Consider the following 21,089-nt stretch of genomic DNA (forward strand, 5'->3'; position numbering starts at 1 on the left):
CAACAAAAACTAAACAACCTTAGTCCGGTTGAGTACCGAACTAGGGTTGCTTAAGGCTGCTTTTTTAGGCTGTCTACTTGACAGGGTTAAGTTCATTTTAGCGGCTTTTTTGTTTTTTCTTACAACTCCTTGCCCCCGGACAAGGACTATGGTCCGATTACCGATTTGACACAGTACCAATTAAATCCGACAGTTTTTCTCATTAAGGCGCCGGGATTGAAAGGGCCTACTTTCATACAAAATTAGAACCTTCCTTTTTGGCAAAGGGAGGACAGGGCGTAATTTTTTCTCAATAACCCACCTTACCGTAAAGTAAGGTAACTGTAAGATAAACCATTGGTTTGTCTTTTCTTTTTCATTATGATACATACAACCAAGTAACCATAAGGAGGATTAAATTTGACTGATAATCAAATTATTAAGGCCATAACGATCATATCATTTATATTTTTGATTGCTTTTATCAGCCTTCATACCATTGTTCCACCAAGCCCAGATAAGAAGGCGGATATCTCGGAAAATTTCTCAGCAGATCGTGCTGTCCAACACTTAAACCACATCGCAAAGACTGCTCATCCAAGCGGATCAATCGAAAATGAAAAAGTAAGAAATTATCTGGTTGAACAATTAAAATTAATGGGATTAAAACCAGAAATCGAACACTCCAATCATGCTTCTCTATACCCAAAAATGTTAACTGGCGGAGATATGTACAACGTGATTGTTAAACTTGAAGGTACTAGCAGTGATCATGCAATGATGATGTCTGCACACTATGACTCTGTTCAACAAGGACCGGGAGCTAGTGATGATGGAAGCGGAGTTGCCGCTTTATTAGAAACCATACGTGTATTAATATCAGCTCCACCTTTAAAAAATGATATCTATTTCGTGTTTACTGATGGCGAAGAGCAAGGATTAATGGGTGCAAAGGAATTTTGGACGAAATCAAAACATAAACAAAAAATTGATCTCATCATTAATTTCGAGGCTAGAGGAACAAGTGGTCCGTCTATCATGTTCCAAACCAGTGATCATAACGGTTGGATGGTAAAAGAATTTGCCAAAGCAGCCCCAAATCCCGTTACCTCATCCTTACTAGGAAATCTATTTGAAATCATGCCAAACGACTCGGATTTAACGGTTTCCAATGAAAATAAAATACCCGGGTTGAATTTTGCTTATGGTGATGGATGGACTGGATATCATACACCACGTGACGATGTCAAACACCTAGATATACGTTCGTTAGAGCATCAAGGGCGAAACGCCTTAGCAATGGCAAGGCACTTCGGTCAATTGGAATTAAATGATATTAAGAAAGAGAATGCCGTTTATTTTAACTTTTTTGGTGTAGTCATTTCCTACTCTTATTACTGGGTCTATCCCCTTACAGGGCTGATTGTACTTGTATTCGCGATGGTTACGATCATTGCAGTTAAGAACAAGCGCGCCTCTTACAAAGGCTTAGGGTTCAGTTTGCTAGCTATCCTGTTCGCTGTCATTTCTTCGATCATCGCAACGGTAATGATTTGGATGGGTGTAAACGCACTTTGGGCTGAAAAAATGACCTTATTCAGTGGGGCAATATATGACAGCTCTTATTATCAATGGGCATTTCTATTACTCACGGCATCTATCTGTTTCCTTATCTGGAGGAAATTCCGTTCCGTAAATGAATGGGAAATGACTTTGTCGGCGATCTTTCTTGGTGTCATAGTTCTCATCCTGTTAACACAATTTCTACCTGGTGCCAGCTATCTGTTTGCTTGGCCATTGCTTGTATCACTACTGATACTTGGGTGGGTAATTTGGAAGAATAAATTGGATACAATAAGTGCCAATACATGGATGTTATCCCTTATATCTTTCTTACCAATAATACTGTTCGTCCCGCTGCTCAAGTTACTTTTCACCTTTTTTCCGGTTAGTCTTGTGCCTTACCTCATGTTACTTTTCGTTTGGCTCTTAGCTTTGTTATTCATGCCATGTAAACAGTTATTCCAGCTTGGACAATGGGTGCCATATACCCTCATAGGAATCGCGGTAGTAATATTATCGATTAGTTTTTTCAGAGCTAACCCAAGTGCAGATCGACCTATAGATAGTAACTTATTCTATGTCGTGGATCAGGATAAAAAACAAGCACAGTGGGTTACAACCCAACCACCAGATGATTGGACGAAGAAATATATAACTTCAACGAATACTTCCAATATTAAAGCTATCTTACCGTTTAACTATGATAAACAAGCATGGGTAGGAACTGCACCTGTACGAAACTATCAAATACCACAAATAAAGCTAGTAAAGACGGGGATAAAGCAAGGGAATAAAATGATTCATTTTCGATTCACAGGTGGAACCGATGTGCAAAACATGTATCTGTCTATACCTGGTGGTCGCGTTCAAAAAATAAAAGTTGATGAAGAATCCTTTACCATTCCTAAATCAATGGAAACTTTCTATTACAAACAAGCAGGTATTCCAAAACAAGGTTTGGATGTCATTGTAGAAGTTAAAGGAGATCAGCCCATAGAGTTTACTTTTGGTTCTGAACAACATCCTGATCCAGAAATCCGCTCCAAACGTCCATCCCATCTAATTACGAGCGGGCTGTTTGATGAAAGCATTGTAGTAATCAAACGTATTACGTATTAATTCTTTAGCGTGCTGAATACAAATCATCACATGAGGATTGAAGGAAGACAGCCATTTGCGGTTGTCTTTTTTCGCTGGATTACTCCCTAATTTATGGAAGTATGATATTCTTATGAGAGAATATTACAGAGGAGAGAGCAGGATGTCGGAACATGATGAACTAGCAGCGCAAAGACGCAAAAATTTAAGGCTTATTCATTTCAGCAAAGAGGATCAATCGCTTGTCGAGTCTGAGAAGCCAAAAGAGACGTTTGCCGACGTCGGAGGCTTGGAAGAGGTTAAGAAGAAAATCAGAATGAATTTTATATTACCTCTGAAGCAGCCGGAAGTATATGCTGCATATGGCAAACAAGCTGGAGGGAGCTTGCTCCTGTACGGGCCACCCGGATGCGGCAAAACATTTTTGGCACGAGCGGTGGCAGGCGAGATCGATGCTAATTTCTTTCATGTAGAGCTTCAGTCAATTCTTTCGATGTATTCTGGTCAGAGCGAACATAACTTACACGATATATTTGAAAAAGCGCGGGAAAACAAACCGTGCGTTATTTTCATTGATGAAATCGATGCGCTTGGAGGCAGCCGTCATCAAATGCGCCAGCATCATGACCGCATGCTTGTTAACCAATTACTGCTGGAGCTTGACGGTCTGCAGGCGGAGAACGATAACGTGTTTGTCATCGGAGCAACCAATACGCCTTGGTACCTTGATTCCGCATTGAGGCGTCCCGGGCGCTTTAACCATCTGGTTTTTGTACCGCCGCCTGAAGAGGCAGAGCGGCAAACCATTCTCGAACTGAAGCTATCCGGTAAGCCGCTGGGCTCGCTGAACCTGCCCAGAATTGCTGCAGAGACGAAGTTTTATTCCGGAGCCGACTTAGAGCAGTTAGTTCATGATGCCGTAGAATCAGCGATGGAGCGTACCTTTGAGAAGGGTGAGATCCAGCCTATTACTCAGGACGATTTAAAGAGATCCACAAAAGGCCGAAAGGCAACAACGCTGGATTGGTTTGCTACAGCAAAGAATTACGCGACGTTCAGTGACGTTAACGGGGATTATCAAATCGTATTGGATTATATTAAGAAGCATGGCGTCAAGTCGTAATGTATAGGAGGGGATAGAACAGGTGGAGGACGTACATCATTACGCCGCATATACGAAGGCGCAGCAGCTTATCAAATGGAGGCGGTATAAAGAAGCTTTAAAGGAAGCTGAGCAGCTAATAAGCCAAGTACCGGAGCACCCGGACGTCTTTGCGCTAATCTCGCAAATTCACTTATTCATGGATGAATACGACAAAGCACTGCATTGGTCGAATCAGGCGCTTAAACGGGAACCACAGCACGAGCTGGCCTGGTTTGTGCGCGTCAGCGTTTACTACTATACGGATAAGGATCGGGCTTTCGAAGAAGCTCTGCAAGAAGCTTTACGGATAGATCCCTATGAGCCTCATTATTATTATCTGCAGGCAAATATGTTGAACAAAAAGGGGAGGCCAAAGCAAGCAAAGACGGCACTTTCACATGCGCTTGAACTGCGTCCGGAATCACCATTATATTTGGCTTTGTTAAGCTATACGGAAGCGTTGCTGACAAACTTCGAGGATTCTGCCAGGTTGGAAAGGCAAGCCCTCAACAATAATATGGAATCGCCAAATGTATATTTTTTCCTCGGCTTGTCGTCTGGCCAGCGTGGGGAATACAAGCTGAAAGAGACGTATATGCGAAATGCCGTCCGCTTGGACCCGGACAACAAACAGTTCCAGGATGAATTTTTAGATGCGCTTCAGCATAACGAAAAGTTATTTAAAATATGCTTGTGGCCAGTAAAATATTTGCGGAAAATGAAGAACTGGCAGATTCTGCTCACCTGGGTTGTGGCAATGCTATTCTTTAGGCCTTTGCTCATTTTGTTCATCGTGTTGTATGTGCTCTTGCATTGGGTAACCAAAGCCATCGTGCATGTCAAAGTTTTTGGCTGGGGACGCAGAGGCGTATAAGCTTTTTGTGTACGAGAAGAACATAAGGGCATTGCTTGCTTAAAAGTCCATCAGGTACATACACGTTACGATAACGAATTATCAGATATTGCTTTGCTTGGAGAGAAGAGACCTCTCGGTAAGGCTGGGGCATATTGAAAGAAGTTGTAGTATGTTGGTTGCTAAGATAACCGGGAACTAAAGTTGAATAAATGACCATCTTGGATATAAATCACAAGAGCTTCCATTCTAATGGGAGCTCTTGCTCTGTGATGCATTGATTTCATTACACACTGTAATCAAATATTGACACATGTCATATTCTGGAACTACGCTGTATAAGAGCTTTTTAATACATACGATGAACGATTGCTCCATGAATGAGTCTGAATGATCTTAAAAGGAAGTGATTAGGTATCATGCAAATTCAATTGAGCAGACCGCCAGACCGCAAACATCCCTATTGGCTGCCGCTTACGACGATCCTCGCCGTCATCCTTTTTGTCTCCCTTCTGCATTGGTTCGAGAAGCCGCCGCAACCCAGGGGAACGGACGCGCCAGAAACCGAGTTCTCCGCTGAACGGGCGATGGTCCATGTCGAACGGATTGCACAGGAGCCCCACCCCATGGGATCGCCTGCCAATGGGGAAGTCAGGGCATACTTGGTGGAACAGATGGAGTTGCTCGGCTTGAACCCGGAGGTTCAGGAGTTTAAAGACCGTCTAACAACAAAATACATCGATACTGACGTCCAGCTTACGAACATTCTGGGGGTCATTAAGGGCACCGGACCGGGCAAACCGCTCCTTCTTATGTCCCACTACGACTCGGTACCTACCGGGCCCGGGGCGAATGATGCATCGGTAAGCGTGGCTTCATTGCTGGAGACGGCAAGGGCAATACAAGCCGGATCTCCTCCTCAGAATGATATTTGGATTCTATTGACGGACGGGGAAGAGAAAGGCCTGCTGGGAGCCGAGGTGTTCTTCCGTGACCCGCTGCATCGTGAGGTTGGCATGATCGCAAATTTTGAAGCCCGAGGATCAAAGGGTTCATCCTTCATGTTCTAGACCAGCGATGGCAACGGACGGATTATCGAAGAATACGCGCGGGCTGTGTCCAATCCTGTCAGCAACTCGCTCTTGGTGGACCTTTACAAGCAACTGCCGAACGATACCGATCTGACGGTGGCCCTGGAGCATGGTCTTCCGGGACTGAACTTTGCCTATGGCGATGGTTGGGTAGCTTATCATACCCCTATGGACAATACGGAGAATGTCTCCCTTGAGACCGTGCAGCATCAAGGCGAGAATGCGCTCGCCATGGCAAGGCATTTCGGCAATCTCGACTTGTCAGACTTGTCCTCCACAAGCAACCGCATTTATTTCAATTTGTTCGGCCTGCTGGTTCATTACCCTACGCAGTGGGCGATTCCGATTACTGTTGCGCTTGCAGCGTTATGGCTGGCCTTTGCTTGGTTGTATGCCCGATTCTCCTTACTAACCACAAAGGGGAGTTTAATCGGGCTCGGAACCCCGATTCTGGCCGCCGTGCTATCAACCGCACTGAGCTATGGCTTGTGGACGCTGATCGAAACGTTGTGGGCCGGCAAAATGACGCAGCCTACAGGCGCAACTTATGATACGCTTCTCTACAGCATCAGCTTCGTTCTGGTAACACTCATCGTTCATGTTGCGCTTACCCGCTGGATCGTGCGGAAATCGAATGAATTAGAGATGCTGCTTGGCGGCGGATTTCTGTTCCTACTGCTGCTCATCGGCTCAACCTGGTTTCTGCCGGGTGCAAGCTATCTATTTTCGATCCCACTGCTGATCCATTACGCTGCATTGATATGGGCGGCATGCACCCGCGATCCGCTAGAAACCTTAAACCATCCTGCCGTAGTTTTGGGAACGACGCTTGTCCCTATTCTGATGTTCACATCGGTCTTTCATATCGTATTCCTCTTGTTGCCGCCGGGAGTTCACCTGTTCAGCGTCGTGTTGATCGGAATGATCCTTGCCCTGATGTCTCCTGCCGTCCGGATGCTCGCGCATTCCTGGAAATGGGTATTGCCGGCTGCGTTCATTGCCATCATCGTTCTGCTCGGTATCGGATGGAGCCTGGCCGAACCCGGGCCGGATCGACCTGTATATGAGAGACATTAGCGTTCTGCTTAAACGTTAACGAATGTTACCGTTCATAATTAAACACCATCATGCAAAACAAGCAATCGCGAAAACCGCGTTTGCTTGTTTTGCATAATCGAGATATGCCCGTTGGAGGCGACAGAGAACTATGGACACCCCTTTGTCACATGATCCTTGCCGTACATTGTTGATCTCTTTTATGGGATATTAAACAGAGTGGTTAATGTTTTTTTCGAAGCTAACGGGCGGGTAAGAAGAGGGAGGGTGTCAACGGAACAGCATATACACCCCGGATCGTAGGGGCATAGGAAGTGGATTTCCTGCATGTTTGTACGCCGGGCTACCAACTCTTATAATTATCATTGCCCGTGAGGCAAATAAACGGAAAATGTTGTACCTTTCTCGGGTTCACTCTCAACGCGGATGAACCCACCATGGGCTTTTACAAAATGATGCGCGATGGATAAACCGAGTCCCGTACCGCCTGTATGCCGCGAGCGTGCTTCGTCCACGCGGTAAAATCGATCGAATAGGCGGGGCAATGCTTCCTCCGATATTCCGATGCCGGTATCGATCACCGAGACACGTACAAAGTACGCATTCCGATCCACGACCCGCTCTTCGATTTTAACCATAATCTCCCCACCACTTGGCGTGTAACGAATCGCATTGGTCAGCAAATTAAAGAAAACCTGCGTTATCCGTCTCGGATCGACCATTACGGAAATCGGTCTCGAAATCGTATAAAGACTAAGGGCAATTCCGTTTTCTTCCGCTTCAAATTTCACGTCGTCCACAATTCGTTCTAAATGAACCGTCAAATCAAGCGGTTTGCGATGGAGCGACAACCGTCCTGCTTCTGCCAACGATAAGACATGTAAATCATCGACTAGCAAGCTCATTCGGATCACTTCATCATGAATCCGAAGTAACATTTCTGGCGAGATCTGTTGGCCGGCCTGTTGATAATTCTCCAGTTTAAGCTGCATCAAGGACAGCGGCGTGCGAAGCTCGTGGGCAACATCGGCCACCAATCGACTGCGAGCTTCTTCAGCTTCACTCAGGCGAAACGTCATATCATTGAATGTTTGAGCGACTTTCCCATACTCATCTTTCGTGTCCACAGGCACTTTGGCGTTAAGGTCACCTTGGGCCACGCGCTCTATTGCGGCTATTAGCTTTTTAAGCGGGAGGGTCAGCACCCCTGATATCCAAAAGCTGAAGAGTAACCCGATGGAAATAAAAAAGAGCAAGCGTACGCCGTGTGTTACATTAAGCAGTGTGTCCAGCTTCATATTGTCAATGAAATAAGAGATAAAGATTTCGATTTGATCTTCGGGCATGGCTTTCAAATAGTTGGCATCGATGCGTTCCTTTCGAAATTGATCGACCAGTTCACCTGCGTAAAGTTGTGTTGTAAGGGAGAAAGTGATACTTACAATGATCATGAGAAGCACCATGCAGGCAAATACTTTCATCCGAAACGTTATCTTCATGAACGTTCACCGAATCGGTAACCGAAACCATATACCGTCTGAATATATCGGGGATTGGCAGGATCGTCTTCCAGTTTGCGGCGAAGATTCCGGATATGGGAATCCATCGTTCTTTCATATCCCATGTACTCATCCTCCAAAGCAGCCTTTAATAATTGCAAACGGCTAAAAACTATGCCGGGACGACCCGCGAGTGTGAACAAAATTTTGAATTCAGTTGGTGTCAATTGGATTTCATGACCGTCTTTGAATACCTGACATCTGGCTTCGGAAATGATCAAGTTGTCTCTTTCCAAGAACATCGACTTGTCTTCAGGCCCGTTTAATCGGCGAAGCACAGCTCTGATGCGCGATGCGAGCTCGCGCAAGCTGAATGGCTTCGTCAAATAATCATCCGCGCCGATTTCCAGACCGACGATTTTATCAGATTCATCCGATCGCGCCGTGACCATAATAATGCCGCAATGCGAGGTATGCCTTATTTCGCGGCATACGTCGATTCCGCTTTTCTCGGGAAGCATCCAATCAAGCACGACGAGATCTGGATTTTCAGACCGGGCAATCATGAGCGCTTCATTGCCGGTACAGGCGGTCAATACCTTGAACCCTTCACGCTGCAAATAGGTCTGCATCTCCTCCAGCATTCCCGTTTCGTCCTCCACAAGCAGCAATTTCGATCCCATTCCCATCAGCTCCTTTCCTTTTAATTCCTTTCACTTACGAGTACTCACCGCTTACCGAAAATTATACCGTGATTAGGAAGGCTCTTAAAGAAATCCACGCAAATAGCGGAAGATCTGCATAAGATCTCGATATTTGATGTGTAAACTGGCTGTGAAAGGAGAGAAATTTTCAAAACGGAAGGAATGACTGCGTATGCGTCGTCGATTGAGAAAACCTAGATTCGCATTCAACTCGTGGTCAATGATCTGGCTGTTGCTGTCGAAACTTGGAGGTTCAAAGCAAGCGATGGAAAAAACAAAAAGGAGGAGTAATTAACAAATGAAAATGATGCTAGTTTCATTCCTGATACTTTGTGCATGCCTACTCGTTCCAACTATTGTCTTTGCTGAAGCAACCAACAGTAATGTCGTATACGGATTAACCCAAGGACGCCTTTGGGCCACTTTGGACGCGGCGTTGGGACTAGTCAGCGTGGTAATCGGCGGACTGTCTCTGGCCCGCTCCGTCCGTCGCATCGGCAACGGTGGGCGAAACGGGGCAATCGTAGCCACGGTTTTAGGGCTGATCGTCATATCGTACGCCGGGGTGCATCTCACCATCTTCACTGGTGATTTCGGCACCGGCGCCGGGCGAGCTGGGGCTATCATTGGTATCTTGATGGGGCTGATCGGCATGGTCCTCGCCGGGCTAACTCTGGCCCGTTCCCGCCGCACCGGCTGACTCTACAGTTGTATAGGAATCGGTTCTAGTATCGTGCAATTATCTCCCTTAGTGCCTACTAGTTGTCTTCGATTGACAGCAATAAGGCTGCGTGGTAATTTGAAGACAGAATAACAAAGGCAATGCAACCTTCGGGTTCAACCTCGCTGAGAAGTGGGTTGGACCCTTTTTGCATTCCAAATAAAGGGAGGATTCGTAATGTTAAGAACGGAATTGTTGTTACAGCGGCTGGGCGATATCGGGAAGTCGCTCGAACGGAAGGGGGGAGCTCTTTTATTATTAGGAGTTGGTTCCGTTGGGGTCGAGACAGAACGGTTGGATGAATATTCGGATTTAGATTTCTTTGTCATTGTAAAGCCCGGGGAGAAAAACAGATATATAGACCGATTGGATTGGCTCGAGGATGTACACCCTCTTGCCTATTCGTTTAAGAATTCTGATGTTGGCTACAAAGTACTGTTCGAGGATGGTATTTTCGGGGAATATGCTGTATTCGAGGAATCGGAGTTGGCTAACGCGACCTATACGGCAGGCCGGGTCATTTGGAAGGATCCAATGTATGCTAATACGGCAATCGCCAAACCTTCCAATCCGGTCCCCAGCCTAAGAGCGGATTGTTTGGACTTTCCTTTGAATGAAGCGCTAACAAACCTATACGTGGGGCTCGGTCGCTATGCAAGGGGAGAGCGTCTTTCCGCGACGAGGTTTGTTCAAGGCTACGCAGTGGACAGGATTCTATCCGTCCTCCATCTACTGGAGCAAGAGGTGGAATACTTTCCCGACCCATTCGGCAATGAGAGGCGGCTGGAGAGGAGATTCCCCCGTTTTGCGGAAATCATAGGAGACATGATACAGGGATACCATCATGTTCCCGAGTCGGCGCTTCGTATTTTAAATTTTATCGAAGAAGTGTATCCAGTCAATCGAAGGTTAAGCGAAGAGATACGGCGATTGGCTAACCTGACTAGCCAATAAAGTATTGCGGGGATCCGAATCATCACAAAGGGCAAGTCTTTCGAGGCTTTACTAGCCGGTTTTATTGAAAAGCAGCGGTACTCCATGTTCGAAACGAGTAAGGGGGGACTGCTGCCGATTCTTTTTAAGCTCCGGCGAGCTTGTTCCCATTCGATACAGACAGGTTTCGTGTCAGGTTAGTCGCAACTTGTTGTATAATTTTAGTAAGGAGAAAGGGAGGGGGAACGAAGTGCATAAACAAAGTAAAATAAATAAAAAAGCTTGGGAGTATCGTGCATATGAATTTTGGCATAAAAGAGATGGTTCTCCTGAGGAAAAAGCACGTCTGCTATTAGAAAACCCGCTCGCGGCACTTAAAAAGCATAAAGGCCTTTTTGAACATGTTCAAGGCAAAAAGATTGCTAACCTTTGCGGTTCAAATGGAAGAAAAGCTGTTCCGTTAGCTTTACTAGGAGCAGAGGTGACTGTATTCGATATCTCTGAGGAAAACAAAAAATATGCTTTAGAGCTGGCAGCAAGCGCAAATATCACATTAGAATATATCGTCACCGACATATATGATATTGACCTAAAGGAGTACGGAGGATATTTCGACATTCTATATTTAGAGGGAGGAATATTACACTATTTCGGTGATTTGGACAAGTTCATGAGTATTCTTTACGCCTTATTGCATAATGGTGGACAATTGGTTTTAAGTGATTTCCATCCCTTAGGAAGATGTATCTCATCTCATGGCGAGGTCAATTACTTTGATACGGAAATAAAAAATGGAGATGTGGCGTATAAAGGAGCATTTGATATAGATGAGCAGAAAGACTTCCCCGATGTCTCCATTCGATTGTACACGTTAAGTGATATTATTAATTCGGTCGTCGCATCAGGGTTCAGATTGCAAAGGTTTGATGAGCATCGTGGATGGAATAATGAAAATATCCCTTGGGAATTTACTATCCTGGCGGACAAATAGATGTTAAAGTAAGGCGAACTAATAACTTATTAATCAACTTCGAAGAAGCCGTCGATCGGGAGCTTCATTTCGTTAACAGCAGGATTGCTACATACAAGCACAGAATTCCAAATATGGGATATGTCGCTAAGAGGGTGAAAAATGGACTTCATATTTATCAGGCACGGTCATGGAGAGCATCTTATCGATTATCCAAATCGGTTGAATACTCTGCATCCTAGTCTTACGGAGTACGGCAAATTTCAAGTAACGCAGCTACGAAATGATACTATAATTGATCCTGATGATTTAGTTCTTGTGAGTCCAACTAAACGCACAATAGAGACGGCAGCTATTTTAAAAAATGATTTGGACTTTGTAATTTCTCCATTTGTTGGTCCGAGAATGTTTCCTCAGAACCCCGATCTCCCTTTTTTAGCATGTGATCATATCCTTTCTAAAACTGAAATTCGAAATCTGTATGGAGATATTGAAATTCTCGATTTCAATTTGGAGTGCTGGAAAGAAGGGATTAACCAGATTGAGCAATATATCTTTGAAGGATATGCTAAGCGATTAATAGCGTGGATCGGGGAAAGATATAAAACAATTTTCATGATTTCACATGATGGCACGATAACGAATTACCGGATATTGCTTGGAGAAAAAGGATTGACCCGAAAAGATTTTCTCGGTGAGGCTGGGGTATATCGATTGAAATTGTAGTCTGTTGGTTAATGGGCCGATCGATAAGACCCATAGAGACCATGGGAGCTGCATAATTTGCGGTCTCTTTGTTGTGAGTATGTAAGGGCCTGTGCTGTTTCATGTTGAGAACACTTACACCCTATTATTGAAGATTTGAAGATGCAATGGTGCTAGAAGAAAGCTCCTAGAGGGGAACAGGTTTTGTTACAGGAAGCAACGCAATGGTCAACAAGAGCATTCCTCCAAACAACAAAATCATCCGCAAAGCTACGATTTCACCGAAGGGAGTTGGGGAACATGCTTTTGTTAATCTTAGCCTTTTTATGGTTTATTTGGTTTTTGATTGTTATTCTGTATTATTTATGGACCACTTTATTCTGGTCGATGATATTTCGTGCCCAAAAATTTGAGAATGAGGGGAAACGCACACTCTCAGGTTTTGTCACTTTGGTCTCCGTAGCCTTGAACATATTTATCTTGAAAATCATTTGCTATTTTACGGATACGCCGAGTTTGTTCAAATACTCTGAAATTACCTCGGCTTGTTTTACGGTTGCATTTATTTATCTCGTCGCATTAGGAATTGCAACCATTCCTTTTATCAAGAAAGACGGAGCCTATTTGCTGAAGCTTGCTCTATTTGGTAAGCAGAGGAAGAAAAAGAAGTGGTAAAAAACCACCCCATCGTTTTAACTGAGCTCTTTATGAGGTTCGTCATTGTCAGAAGGGATATTTCGATATTTCGCAAGCCATCATTTCAAACCCTGCCTGCGATATAGCTATTTATTGCCCGTATCGAAGAGCTGGTCATCGAGTACAGCGATTTGGAGCTTGTTGAGGCGCATAATCGGCCATGCTGACCAGTTCATCCCGTTTTTCTCCGGATCATGTCGCTTGGGAAAACCAGAGATCCGTTGGATGGTATTTGAACGGAAATCTTCAAACTCTGCGCAGAATATAATACTCCGGTGTTGCTCCATATATACCCTCCGAGCGGGGGATAGGCTTGTTAAGCTCTCGATATGTAAATACCGCCCTTCTCCAAAGAGGAAATCGGCGGTATTTGTATTGGATAATAGCTAAGCAAATGCAAAAGTAAAGCATGAATTACTCCCCAAAGAAATTTCTGCATACATGCAAAATACCCTCGGCGTAAGGATAAGGAGCAACGTTGTTATGGCCTGCTTTTGCCTCAGCTGTTGCATTCTGGAGAAGATATCCATGGGCAACCATCTGAAGCATCTCGATGTCATTACCACTGTCTCCAAAGGCCAATGTTTTGGAAGGGAGTACCTGACAATAATCCATCAGGAATTGAACAGCCGCTTTTTTTCCAGTTCCAGCCGGGATAAAATCGACATCATATGCGTGCTCCGGATCTCCCGCCTTTGGATTGCAAACATTGATATTAATGCCGATCCCCTGATTTGCAGCGAGGTGCCTGATGATGCTTAAATCGTATTGGGTTCTTGTTGGTGATATCGGATAATAATAGTAGTTCATTTTATATCCGGATTGACCAAATTGAGTTTGTTCGTGAAGGAGAATGTTGTATGTTGATTTTAATTCGCTAATTAAATCCTCCACATCTCTTCGAGAGTATCCGGATGCTCCAATAATCTTTGTCCATGATGGAACAGTGACCAGATGTCCGTCAGACTCCACCTCCCACATCTCTGTGCCCAGATTGCTCGCTATATAATGGGGGAGCTGCGTCATACCGGCTATTTTCATTTTTGCTTGAAGTTGCTGAACACTGCTTCCGGTAACCCAAGCTATTTTTACTTGACGATTTCTGGCTAGCTGCTGGAGGTATTGCTCCAGCTCGTATACCATATTGAGTTGTTCAGGCAAACATTCATGCGGATAATAGGTTTCGTCGAAATCAAAAAATATCAGGTATTCAGTTACAGCGGGGATATAGATGACTTGCATACGTGTCATTCCTCCTACAGTTTGATAACGATATCATAGTTGCAGGGAACGTTCCCAGGTCAATACTTTAGATGAGGTGTTCGTTTTGCCCACCATAATAGATATTTCTCGAGTAAGCGGTCTCTCCAAGTCAACCGTATCACGCGTGTTAAACAACCATCCGCATGTATCGGATGAGAGCAGACAAAAAGTCCAGAAAGCCATTAAGCAGCTGGGATATGTCCGTAATACGCAGGGGGTTCAGTTGCGTCTTCAGGCCAGCAATCATATCGGTGTGATTGTCCCGGATGTGGAGCATCCCTTTTTCAGTCAGCTTGTTAGCGCATTAAGTCGGTCTTTAGGCTCAGCGGGGTATCGACTTGTCATCTATCAGACCGAATTATCCCGCGAGTATGAACGAGATGTGTATGCCCGATTGTTACGACGAGAAATGGATGCCGTGGTTATTGCTCATTCCCATTTCTCTGAAAGAGAGATTAAAGAATATATAGGTTCTTCCATTGGAATCATATGCAACGAAGCGATGGACGGAGAGTTCCTCGATGTCTTTCGATTGGATGAAGAAGATGCGGTCTTTCAAGCGACAGCCTATTTGCTGTCCAAGGGGCGCCGTCATTTATTTTTCTGTATGGATCAACTGACACCATTGCAAGAGCGAAGATGGAGAGGGTTTCAACTGGCTCACCAACAATTTGGCCTTGCTTGTACGAAAGCGCAATGTTACACGGGTCTGGTGACTATGGAGGATGGTTACTCTTTGGGAGAACAATTATTTACTTCTGATGATTTGCCGGATGGAATGATAACAGGCAGTGACTTTGTAGCTACCGGTATTTTGAAGGCAGCAAAGCAAACTGGGATATCCGTACCGCAAAATATGTCCATCATCGGATGCGATAACCATCCTGTAGGACTGATGACTGACCCGGAGCTGACCACATTAACCAATTGTATTTCCGATATGGTGAGGGATGTTACGGAATGTCTTACCAGGAGATTGAAGGGACTGCAATTTGCTCCTATCGTGAAAACCTACAAGGCTTCGCTGATTATCCGTAAATCTACTTGAAAAAAGAGAAGTGAAGGTAAAATAAAAAGAACGACCGCGATCTCTACTAAACAGTGACACCTTTCAATTAAAACGACAAGAAGATTCATGCTTTAATAGCCGCATAGCTGCGGCTATTTGCGTTTTAACCGTATATGCTCTTGTCAAACCCCCACGCCATGAGCATATCGTTAGATGAAAAAGAAAGAACATTCGAACTGTGACAAGTTGGTACCGAATTGGAAGGGATTAATAATCACTCATAGAATAACAAGAAGATGATTATGTAATAAAATTTCGACAATAAGGAGATCAAACTATGGCAAATAACAAATTATTAAGAATGGACAATGTTGGCATCGTTGTGGATTCACTCGATGACGCAATCTCTTTCTTCGAGGAAATTGGCTTGAAGCTTGAAGGACGAGCTACTGTCGAAGGTGAATGGGCTGGTCGCGTAACCGGGCTGGGCTCACAGAATGTAGAGATTGCTATGATGGTTACCCCGGATGGCCACAGCCGACTTGAACTTTCGCGATTTCTCACCCCGCCTACTATATCAGACCACCGAACTGCTCCTGTAAATGCTCTCGGTTATCTGCGCGTCATGTTCGCCGTTGAAGACATTGACGAAATGGTATCCAGACTCTCTAAACATGGTGCTGTGCTCGTTGGCGAAATTGTTCAGTACGGGGACTCGTACCGGCTCTGCTACATTCGTGGCGTTGAAGGACTTCTAATCGGTTTGGCCGAACAAATCGGTAATAATTAAGTAACGTTTTTTACGGACGCGAAGGCTGCCTTAGCCGGCTAAGACGGCTGTACGCTGCCTTCGGGTTGTTGGAGTGCGGGCCATTTGCTGACTATGCGCTCGATCCTTACAGTACTTTTATGACCCGGGAGCTGTAACCAAAACTTGCGGAGCTTGATGTAATGAACAAGAAAATTTTCAAAAGAGGTACGGCAATGCATTATCAGAAAGTAATGCTGTGTATTTTAATTAGTATGTTTATAGTTGCTGGCTGTTCAAATAAAGATAAGAAAGAGGAGTATCCAGTTTACGAAGGTACTGTAGTATATAAGACTGATCAAAGTGACATGTACAAACTTTTCGTTCTTCAAAACATAAGTGAGGAGGATTTAAAAAAAGGTAATCTTGAGTATTTTGTAAAATTAGCACAAGACCAACCGGAAGCTTCATTTTATTTGGTTGAAAAAGAGACTTACGAATCAATTGAAGTAGGACAAAAAGTGAAAATCACTTCTGGCTTAGACCAGCTAGAATCCTTTCCACCTATTCGATTCGTTAAGCGTATTGAAAAAATCAATTAAAATACCATCATTATTGTTTTAACCCCTGCCCTTTACGAACGCTCTCGATAGTCAAGAATATGATCCCAAAGAAAGTCGCTAACTTAGCGGCTTTTTTTATCGCTACAATTTCTTGTCACGAATGGAGGAGGGCATTTGCTGGTTTATTTTTGATCAGCGGCCGCGCCTGCGGAGCTCCGGAAGGAACGTGGAGTACAGCCAGCAATTCGGCGAAATTGTCTGGAGAAGTGCTCGACATTCCGGTAGCCGCACAATGCAGCAATGTCAGCGATCCTCTGCGAGCCGTATAACAGCCGTTCTTTGGCCAGTCGGACCCTGCTCTGAATGACATCTTCCATGCATGAGACGCCGAAGGCGGATTTGTACAAGGCCTGCAAATAACTCGGACTCAGATGGACGGACTCCGCCATGACCGGAACGGACCATGCAAAGCCCGGATTATTGTGAATCCGCTTGCGAAGCTCCAGCAATTGATGCTCGTCCGGCTGTCTATCCGTCTCCCGGGCGGCCTCCAGCAGCTTATGGAACATCAGCCGGAGCAAATAATCGATCGACAATTCCCGATAGTCGTACTGGAAGAAATGCTCGGTAGCGAGAAGTTGAAACAGCCTGCTGAAGTAGCCGGGGTCTACCAACGGCAACGGAACGCCTAACGGCAGCGTCGTTTCCGTCAAGTAGGATTCGTCGGTATCGAAGCGCACCCAGTCGTTGACGAATTGCTCCGCACAGGCACGATACCAGATTTTCTGTCCAGGCCGAAAAAGCACGGCGCAATTGGCCGGGTATTCCCTGACGCTGCCCTGCACCCAGATTTCGGCCGGAGTATGTGTCAAAATAAGCAACCAGAAATCATGACCCTCCGGAAAATCATACAGAAAGTCGCCGGGATGGGCCGCACCGTATCCGACATAATAAATCGTTGTCATCGTTTCCTCGCAATCCTCGCAATAATAGAATTGATCAAGTAAAAGCAAGTATAAATCATTTTCCGGCAAAAGTCAGTCCTCTATACTATCCCTGATCCCGAATTATTAAGATGCGATGATACTTGGGCATGGGGATCTTCATGCGCTCCAATCCGATCATTTGGGCCGTTTATCCGGACCAGTGGGGGAGCAACGATGGTTCTCATTCCCCAATTCTACGGTTTATGTAGGAGACAAAAATACTTTTTCAAGGCGTTCCGGTAACCGGGCTGAAAGGTTACAGCCCGTCCGGCCGACATCTGGACAGGAGGGATACGATGAAAGGATTGATGGGTAAACAGGTCATTGTAAAAGAGCATGATCTTATTCGCAGGGAACGAGCGAACAGAAGCTATCTGATGAAGCTGGACAGCGGTCATCTGTTGTTTAATTATCAATTGGAGGCCGGCAGATTTCACGGCAGAACGATTCCCGAAGGTGCGCACGGCGGTTGGGAGACGCCGGTCTGCCAATTGCGCGGACATTTTCTTGGTCATTGGTTGTCGGGCGCGGCGATGCATTACGAAAAAAGCGGCGACATGGAATTAAAGGCCAAACTGGATGCGATCGTGCAGGAGCTGCATGAATGCCAACGGGATAACGGCGGGCAGTGGGTCGGTCCGATTCCCGAAAAGTATCTGCACTGGATTGCAAGGGGCAAAAGCATCTGGGCGCCCCAATACAATCTGCATAAAATATTGATGGGACTGGTCGATGCCTGGCAATATGCCGGTAATCGACAGGCGCTCGATATCGTGGATCGGTTCGCGGACTGGTTTGTTAATTGGAGCGGCACTTTTACAAGAGAGCAATTCGACGATATTCTCGATGTGGAGACAGGCGGGATGCTTGAGGTATGGGCCGATCTGCTGCACATAACCGGGGCGGACAAATATCGTGTGCTGCTGGAACGCTACTATCGCAGTCGGCTGTTTCAACCCTTGCTGGAGGGCAAAGATCCCCTTACGAATATGCATGCAAACACCACGATCCCGGAAGTGCTCGGCTGTGCGAGAGCTTATGAGGTTACCGGAGACGACAGGTGGCTGTCCATCGTCCAAGCGTATTGGAAATGCGCGGTTACGGAGAGAGGAAGCCTTGCGACAGGCGGTCAAACCGCTGGTGAGGTCTGGATGCCGAAGATGAAGATGAAGGCGCGTCTGGGTGACAAAAATCAAGAGCATTGCACGGTCTATAACATGATCCGCCTGGCCGAGTTCTTATTTCGTCAAACGGGCGATCCATCCTACGCGCAATATATCGAATACAATCTTTACAATGGCATTATGGCGCAAGCCTATTATCAGGAATATGGCTTGACGGGCAGTCAGCATAAGCATCCTCATACCGGACTGCTGACCTATTTTCTTCCCATGAAGGCCGGTCTGCGTAAGGAGTGGAGCACGGAAACCGACAGCTTCTTCTGCTGCCATGGCACGATGGTTCAGGCGAATGCGGCCTGGAATAAGGGAATTTATTATCAGGACGGGGAAATCATCTATATCAGTCAATACTTCGATTCCGAGTTGCGCACAAGCATCGATGGCACCGACATACAGATCGTACAGACGCAGGACAAAATGAGCGGCAGCCTGCTATCCTCATCTAACACAGCTGGGTATCAAGCCATTAATGATACAGCGGCGACGAATGAAAATATGCCTGCCTTCCGGAAGTACGATTTCATCGTATCCACTGCGGCGCCGACAACATTCACGCTCCGCTTCCGCATACCGGAGTGGATCATGGCAGAGGTTTCCGTATACGTTAATGACCGTTTGCAGGGGACGACTCGAGACAGCAGCAGCTTCTACGACATTCACAGAGCATGGAAGGAAGGCGATACCGTCTCGATTATGCTGCCAATCGGCATTCGGTTTGTTCCGCTGCCCGACGACGAACGGACGGGTGCTTTCCGATACGGGCCGGAAGTGCTGGCGGGCTTGTGTGAGACGGAACGTCAGCTCTATGTGGAGGATGAGAATATCGCGTCCGCCATCGAGAACGAGAATGAGCGCGAGTGGGGGAGTTGGCGTTATTTCTTCAAAACAGTCAACCAGGATCCTGCCATCACGTTCAAACGAATTCGGGATATCGGGTACGAGCCTTATCAAATTTACTTCAAAGTAACGGGTGCAAAATCGAAGTGAAACTGAAGATCCAGAGAGAAGTAAGCTTTTGAAAGTCAAAAACGGTGTCCCTTTTTAAGCCGCATACGCGCGGCTTTTTACTTTATAGGACCAAGAGGACCAAGTTAAAATCATTCCCAAGCGAAGCACATCATCCTGATTGCCCTGCGATAGTTGATAGAAATTTCCAAAATTTATTATATGTCTATCCGAGTTTAGAGGTGCTGCTCATTCAACTTTCAAAGTGAGAAGGGATCCCCATGCCCTGGAAATACCTTTTTTTCGTTTGTGCTTCTTAGTTGTGACCAACTAATATCCACCTTCTCGTTCGATTCAATCATGTAGTGGTTTGGAAAAGGCAAGTCACCTGTAAAAATACCTACTCCTTCGATAATAATACTGATGGAATCTTCTGAGTGACCTGGTGTGTGCAGAATGTATCCAGGAATACCAAATCTGTTAGTGAACACCGATTTATCGTTTTCGTTGATGATGTTGTTGGGATTGACTTCAATTTCTTTATAATTGTGCAGTTTTTTCAGAAAGTTATTTGCTGATTCAAGAAAAGATAGTTGTGTTCTGCTGATCATCAATTCTACGCCCAAGGATTGTAGCTCTTGGGCGATTCCACAATGATCAGGATGAAAGTGAGTTACAATCAAATGATGAACAGCATTCAGATTGATTCCATATTTTCGCAATTGACTCGTCATTTTTCCTAGCGTACCCGGCATGCCTGTATCGATTAATAGATACTTCTTCTGGTGCTCTATTGCATAATAATTTGTTGAGCCATATCCAATATTTATAACATTCATGTTGTCCTCCGTTTTTTATCGTTCATATTTGTTGATATAGAGATCACCTACAATTTTTGCAATTGCATGAAACTGATTGTATGCATGATATACATCAATTGCCCATGTTAATAGCATCGACTCGAATTCATCCTGTTTAAGTCCTACTAAGTCCGTAACGGTTAAGTTTCCTCTTTCTAGTACGGGCAATGCAGGGATCAAAGCATCCGGGTGCGATAATTTGTATTTATCCATCATATCGCTCAACAGAGGTGGTTTCGAATACTCCCATTCTATATTTCTTTCAAGTATTAAATACTGTCTGGTGAGATGCAAATTGTTGTTCCATCTGCCATGAACCTCCGAATGCTGCAGACAATGTGCATCAGTATATATAAATTGAGAAAGACCATTTCCTCCTACAAAATGACTTGCTATATGATTGAAAATGTCAAAACATTCAATAACTCCACCAGCAGTGTTTGATCCACAAAATTGGCATTGACCATAAGCCTTCAACTTCACGCCTTTTTTCTGTGCTTGTCGCTCTATATTCTGCATATT

General features: G+C 45.1%; 19 protein-coding genes and 1 pseudogene. 13 read left to right on the forward strand and 7 right to left on the reverse strand.

Translation table 11 applies throughout. The annotated features are described in order from the left end of the window. Nucleotides 1-399: 399 nt before the first annotated feature. The 4 genes and pseudogenes from J2Z18_RS29735 (at nucleotide 400) to J2Z18_RS29750 (ending at nucleotide 6,805) form a co-directional block, all read left to right on the forward strand. The gene (locus J2Z18_RS29735) at nucleotides 400-2,661 is read left to right on the forward strand and encodes a M20/M25/M40 family metallo-hydrolase (protein WP_007128024.1); all 2,262 of its coding nucleotides are present in this window, start codon (nucleotides 400-402) and stop codon (nucleotides 2,659-2,661) included. Between the two features lie 142 nt (nucleotides 2,662-2,803). Continuing rightward, nucleotides 2,804-3,763, forward strand: coding sequence for an ATP-binding protein (locus J2Z18_RS29740; protein WP_007128023.1), 960 nt, complete (start codon nucleotides 2,804-2,806; stop codon nucleotides 3,761-3,763). 22 nt (nucleotides 3,764-3,785) lie between these two features. Further along, a complete protein-coding gene (locus J2Z18_RS30730) occupies nucleotides 3,786-4,658 on the forward strand; it encodes a tetratricopeptide repeat protein (protein ID WP_007128022.1) in 873 nt (290 codons plus the stop codon). A 653-nt stretch (nucleotides 4,659-5,311) separates the two neighbouring features. Next, nucleotides 5,312-6,805, forward strand: a pseudogene (locus J2Z18_RS29750) (M28 family peptidase). A gap of 341 nt (nucleotides 6,806-7,146) precedes the next feature. On the opposite strand, the gene J2Z18_RS29755 reads toward J2Z18_RS29750, so the two are convergent. Both J2Z18_RS29755 and J2Z18_RS29760 read right to left on the reverse strand, forming a co-directional pair. Then, the gene (locus tag J2Z18_RS29755; protein WP_007128019.1) at nucleotides 7,147-8,283 is read right to left on the reverse strand and encodes a sensor histidine kinase; all 1,137 of its coding nucleotides are present in this window, start codon (nucleotides 8,281-8,283) and stop codon (nucleotides 7,147-7,149) included. Further along, nucleotides 8,280-8,966: a response regulator transcription factor gene (locus J2Z18_RS29760; protein ID WP_007128018.1), complete on the reverse strand. Its 687-nt coding sequence runs from the start codon at nucleotides 8,964-8,966 to the stop codon at nucleotides 8,280-8,282. The genes J2Z18_RS29755 and J2Z18_RS29760 overlap by 4 nt, the downstream gene beginning before the upstream one ends. A 319-nt stretch (nucleotides 8,967-9,285) precedes the next feature. Between J2Z18_RS29760 and J2Z18_RS29765 the strand changes: the two genes are divergently transcribed. The 5 genes from J2Z18_RS29765 (at nucleotide 9,286) to J2Z18_RS29785 (ending at nucleotide 12,991) form a co-directional block, all read left to right on the forward strand. Then, complete coding sequence (locus J2Z18_RS29765; RefSeq protein WP_007128017.1) at nucleotides 9,286-9,687, forward strand: DUF6223 family protein; 402 nt, start codon at nucleotides 9,286-9,288, stop codon at nucleotides 9,685-9,687. Between the two features lie 198 nt (nucleotides 9,688-9,885). After that, on the forward strand, nucleotides 9,886-10,662 hold the full coding sequence (locus tag J2Z18_RS29770) for a hypothetical protein (RefSeq protein WP_007128016.1): 777 nt from the start codon (nucleotides 9,886-9,888) through the stop codon (nucleotides 10,660-10,662). 229 nt (nucleotides 10,663-10,891) lie between these two features. After that, nucleotides 10,892-11,632 (forward strand): class I SAM-dependent methyltransferase, encoded by a 741-nt coding sequence (locus J2Z18_RS29775; protein WP_007128015.1) that lies wholly within the window; start codon nucleotides 10,892-10,894, stop codon nucleotides 11,630-11,632. A gap of 141 nt (nucleotides 11,633-11,773) precedes the next feature. Beyond that, a complete protein-coding gene (locus tag J2Z18_RS29780) occupies nucleotides 11,774-12,337 on the forward strand; it encodes a histidine phosphatase family protein (protein WP_007128014.1) in 564 nt (187 codons plus the stop codon). A gap of 183 nt (nucleotides 12,338-12,520) precedes the next feature. After that, nucleotides 12,521-12,991, forward strand: a complete 471-nt coding sequence (locus J2Z18_RS29785) for a hypothetical protein (RefSeq protein ID WP_138919310.1) — start codon at nucleotides 12,521-12,523, stop codon at nucleotides 12,989-12,991. 107 nt (nucleotides 12,992-13,098) lie between these two features. Here J2Z18_RS29785 and J2Z18_RS29790 read toward each other — a convergent pair whose 3' ends face one another. Together J2Z18_RS29790 and J2Z18_RS29795 are read right to left on the reverse strand one after the other, a co-directional pair. Continuing rightward, the gene (locus tag J2Z18_RS29790; protein WP_007128012.1) at nucleotides 13,099-13,299 is read right to left on the reverse strand and encodes a hypothetical protein; all 201 of its coding nucleotides are present in this window, start codon (nucleotides 13,297-13,299) and stop codon (nucleotides 13,099-13,101) included. A 127-nt stretch (nucleotides 13,300-13,426) separates the two neighbouring features. Further along, entirely contained in the window at nucleotides 13,427-14,254 is an 828-nt protein-coding gene (locus J2Z18_RS29795) for an HAD-IIB family hydrolase (RefSeq protein ID WP_007128011.1), read from the reverse strand. A gap of 76 nt (nucleotides 14,255-14,330) precedes the next feature. On the opposite strand from J2Z18_RS29795, the gene J2Z18_RS29800 reads away from it, so the two are divergent. The 3 genes from J2Z18_RS29800 (at nucleotide 14,331) to J2Z18_RS29810 (ending at nucleotide 16,634) form a co-directional block, all read left to right on the forward strand. Next, nucleotides 14,331-15,323, forward strand: a complete 993-nt coding sequence (locus J2Z18_RS29800; RefSeq protein ID WP_312889714.1) for a LacI family DNA-binding transcriptional regulator — start codon at nucleotides 14,331-14,333, stop codon at nucleotides 15,321-15,323. A 298-nt stretch (nucleotides 15,324-15,621) separates the two neighbouring features. Then, nucleotides 15,622-16,074 (forward strand): VOC family protein, encoded by a 453-nt coding sequence (locus J2Z18_RS29805; protein WP_007128009.1) that lies wholly within the window; start codon nucleotides 15,622-15,624, stop codon nucleotides 16,072-16,074. Between the two features lie 161 nt (nucleotides 16,075-16,235). After that, entirely contained in the window at nucleotides 16,236-16,634 is a 399-nt protein-coding gene (locus tag J2Z18_RS29810; RefSeq protein WP_007128008.1) for a DUF3221 domain-containing protein, read from the forward strand. Between the two features lie 143 nt (nucleotides 16,635-16,777). On the opposite strand, the gene J2Z18_RS29815 is transcribed toward J2Z18_RS29810, so the two are convergent. Next, entirely contained in the window at nucleotides 16,778-17,560 is a 783-nt protein-coding gene (locus tag J2Z18_RS29815; RefSeq protein ID WP_040738196.1) for a helix-turn-helix transcriptional regulator, read from the reverse strand. A gap of 317 nt (nucleotides 17,561-17,877) precedes the next feature. On the opposite strand from J2Z18_RS29815, the gene J2Z18_RS29820 reads away from it, so the two are divergent. Next, nucleotides 17,878-19,749 carry a beta-L-arabinofuranosidase domain-containing protein gene (locus tag J2Z18_RS29820; RefSeq protein WP_007128006.1) on the forward strand — a complete coding sequence of 624 codons (1,872 nt, stop codon included), beginning with the start codon at nucleotides 17,878-17,880 and terminating at the stop codon, nucleotides 19,747-19,749. A 218-nt stretch (nucleotides 19,750-19,967) separates the two neighbouring features. Here the strand turns inward: J2Z18_RS29820 and J2Z18_RS29825 are convergent, their stop codons facing one another. Together J2Z18_RS29825 and J2Z18_RS29830 are read right to left on the reverse strand one after the other, a co-directional pair. Next, nucleotides 19,968-20,546 (reverse strand): MBL fold metallo-hydrolase, encoded by a 579-nt coding sequence (locus tag J2Z18_RS29825; protein WP_007128005.1) that lies wholly within the window; start codon nucleotides 20,544-20,546, stop codon nucleotides 19,968-19,970. Nucleotides 20,547-20,561: 15 nt separating this feature from the next. Further along, a complete protein-coding gene (locus J2Z18_RS29830) occupies nucleotides 20,562-21,086 on the reverse strand; it encodes a DUF5946 family protein (protein WP_007128004.1) in 525 nt (174 codons plus the stop codon). Between the last annotated feature and the right edge of the window lie 3 nt (nucleotides 21,087-21,089).

Origin of the sequence: Paenibacillus lactis (assembly GCF_017873605.1) — a bacterium.
In the GTDB taxonomy this organism is placed as follows: domain Bacteria; phylum Bacillota; class Bacilli; order Paenibacillales; family Paenibacillaceae; genus Paenibacillus_AQ; species Paenibacillus_AQ lactis.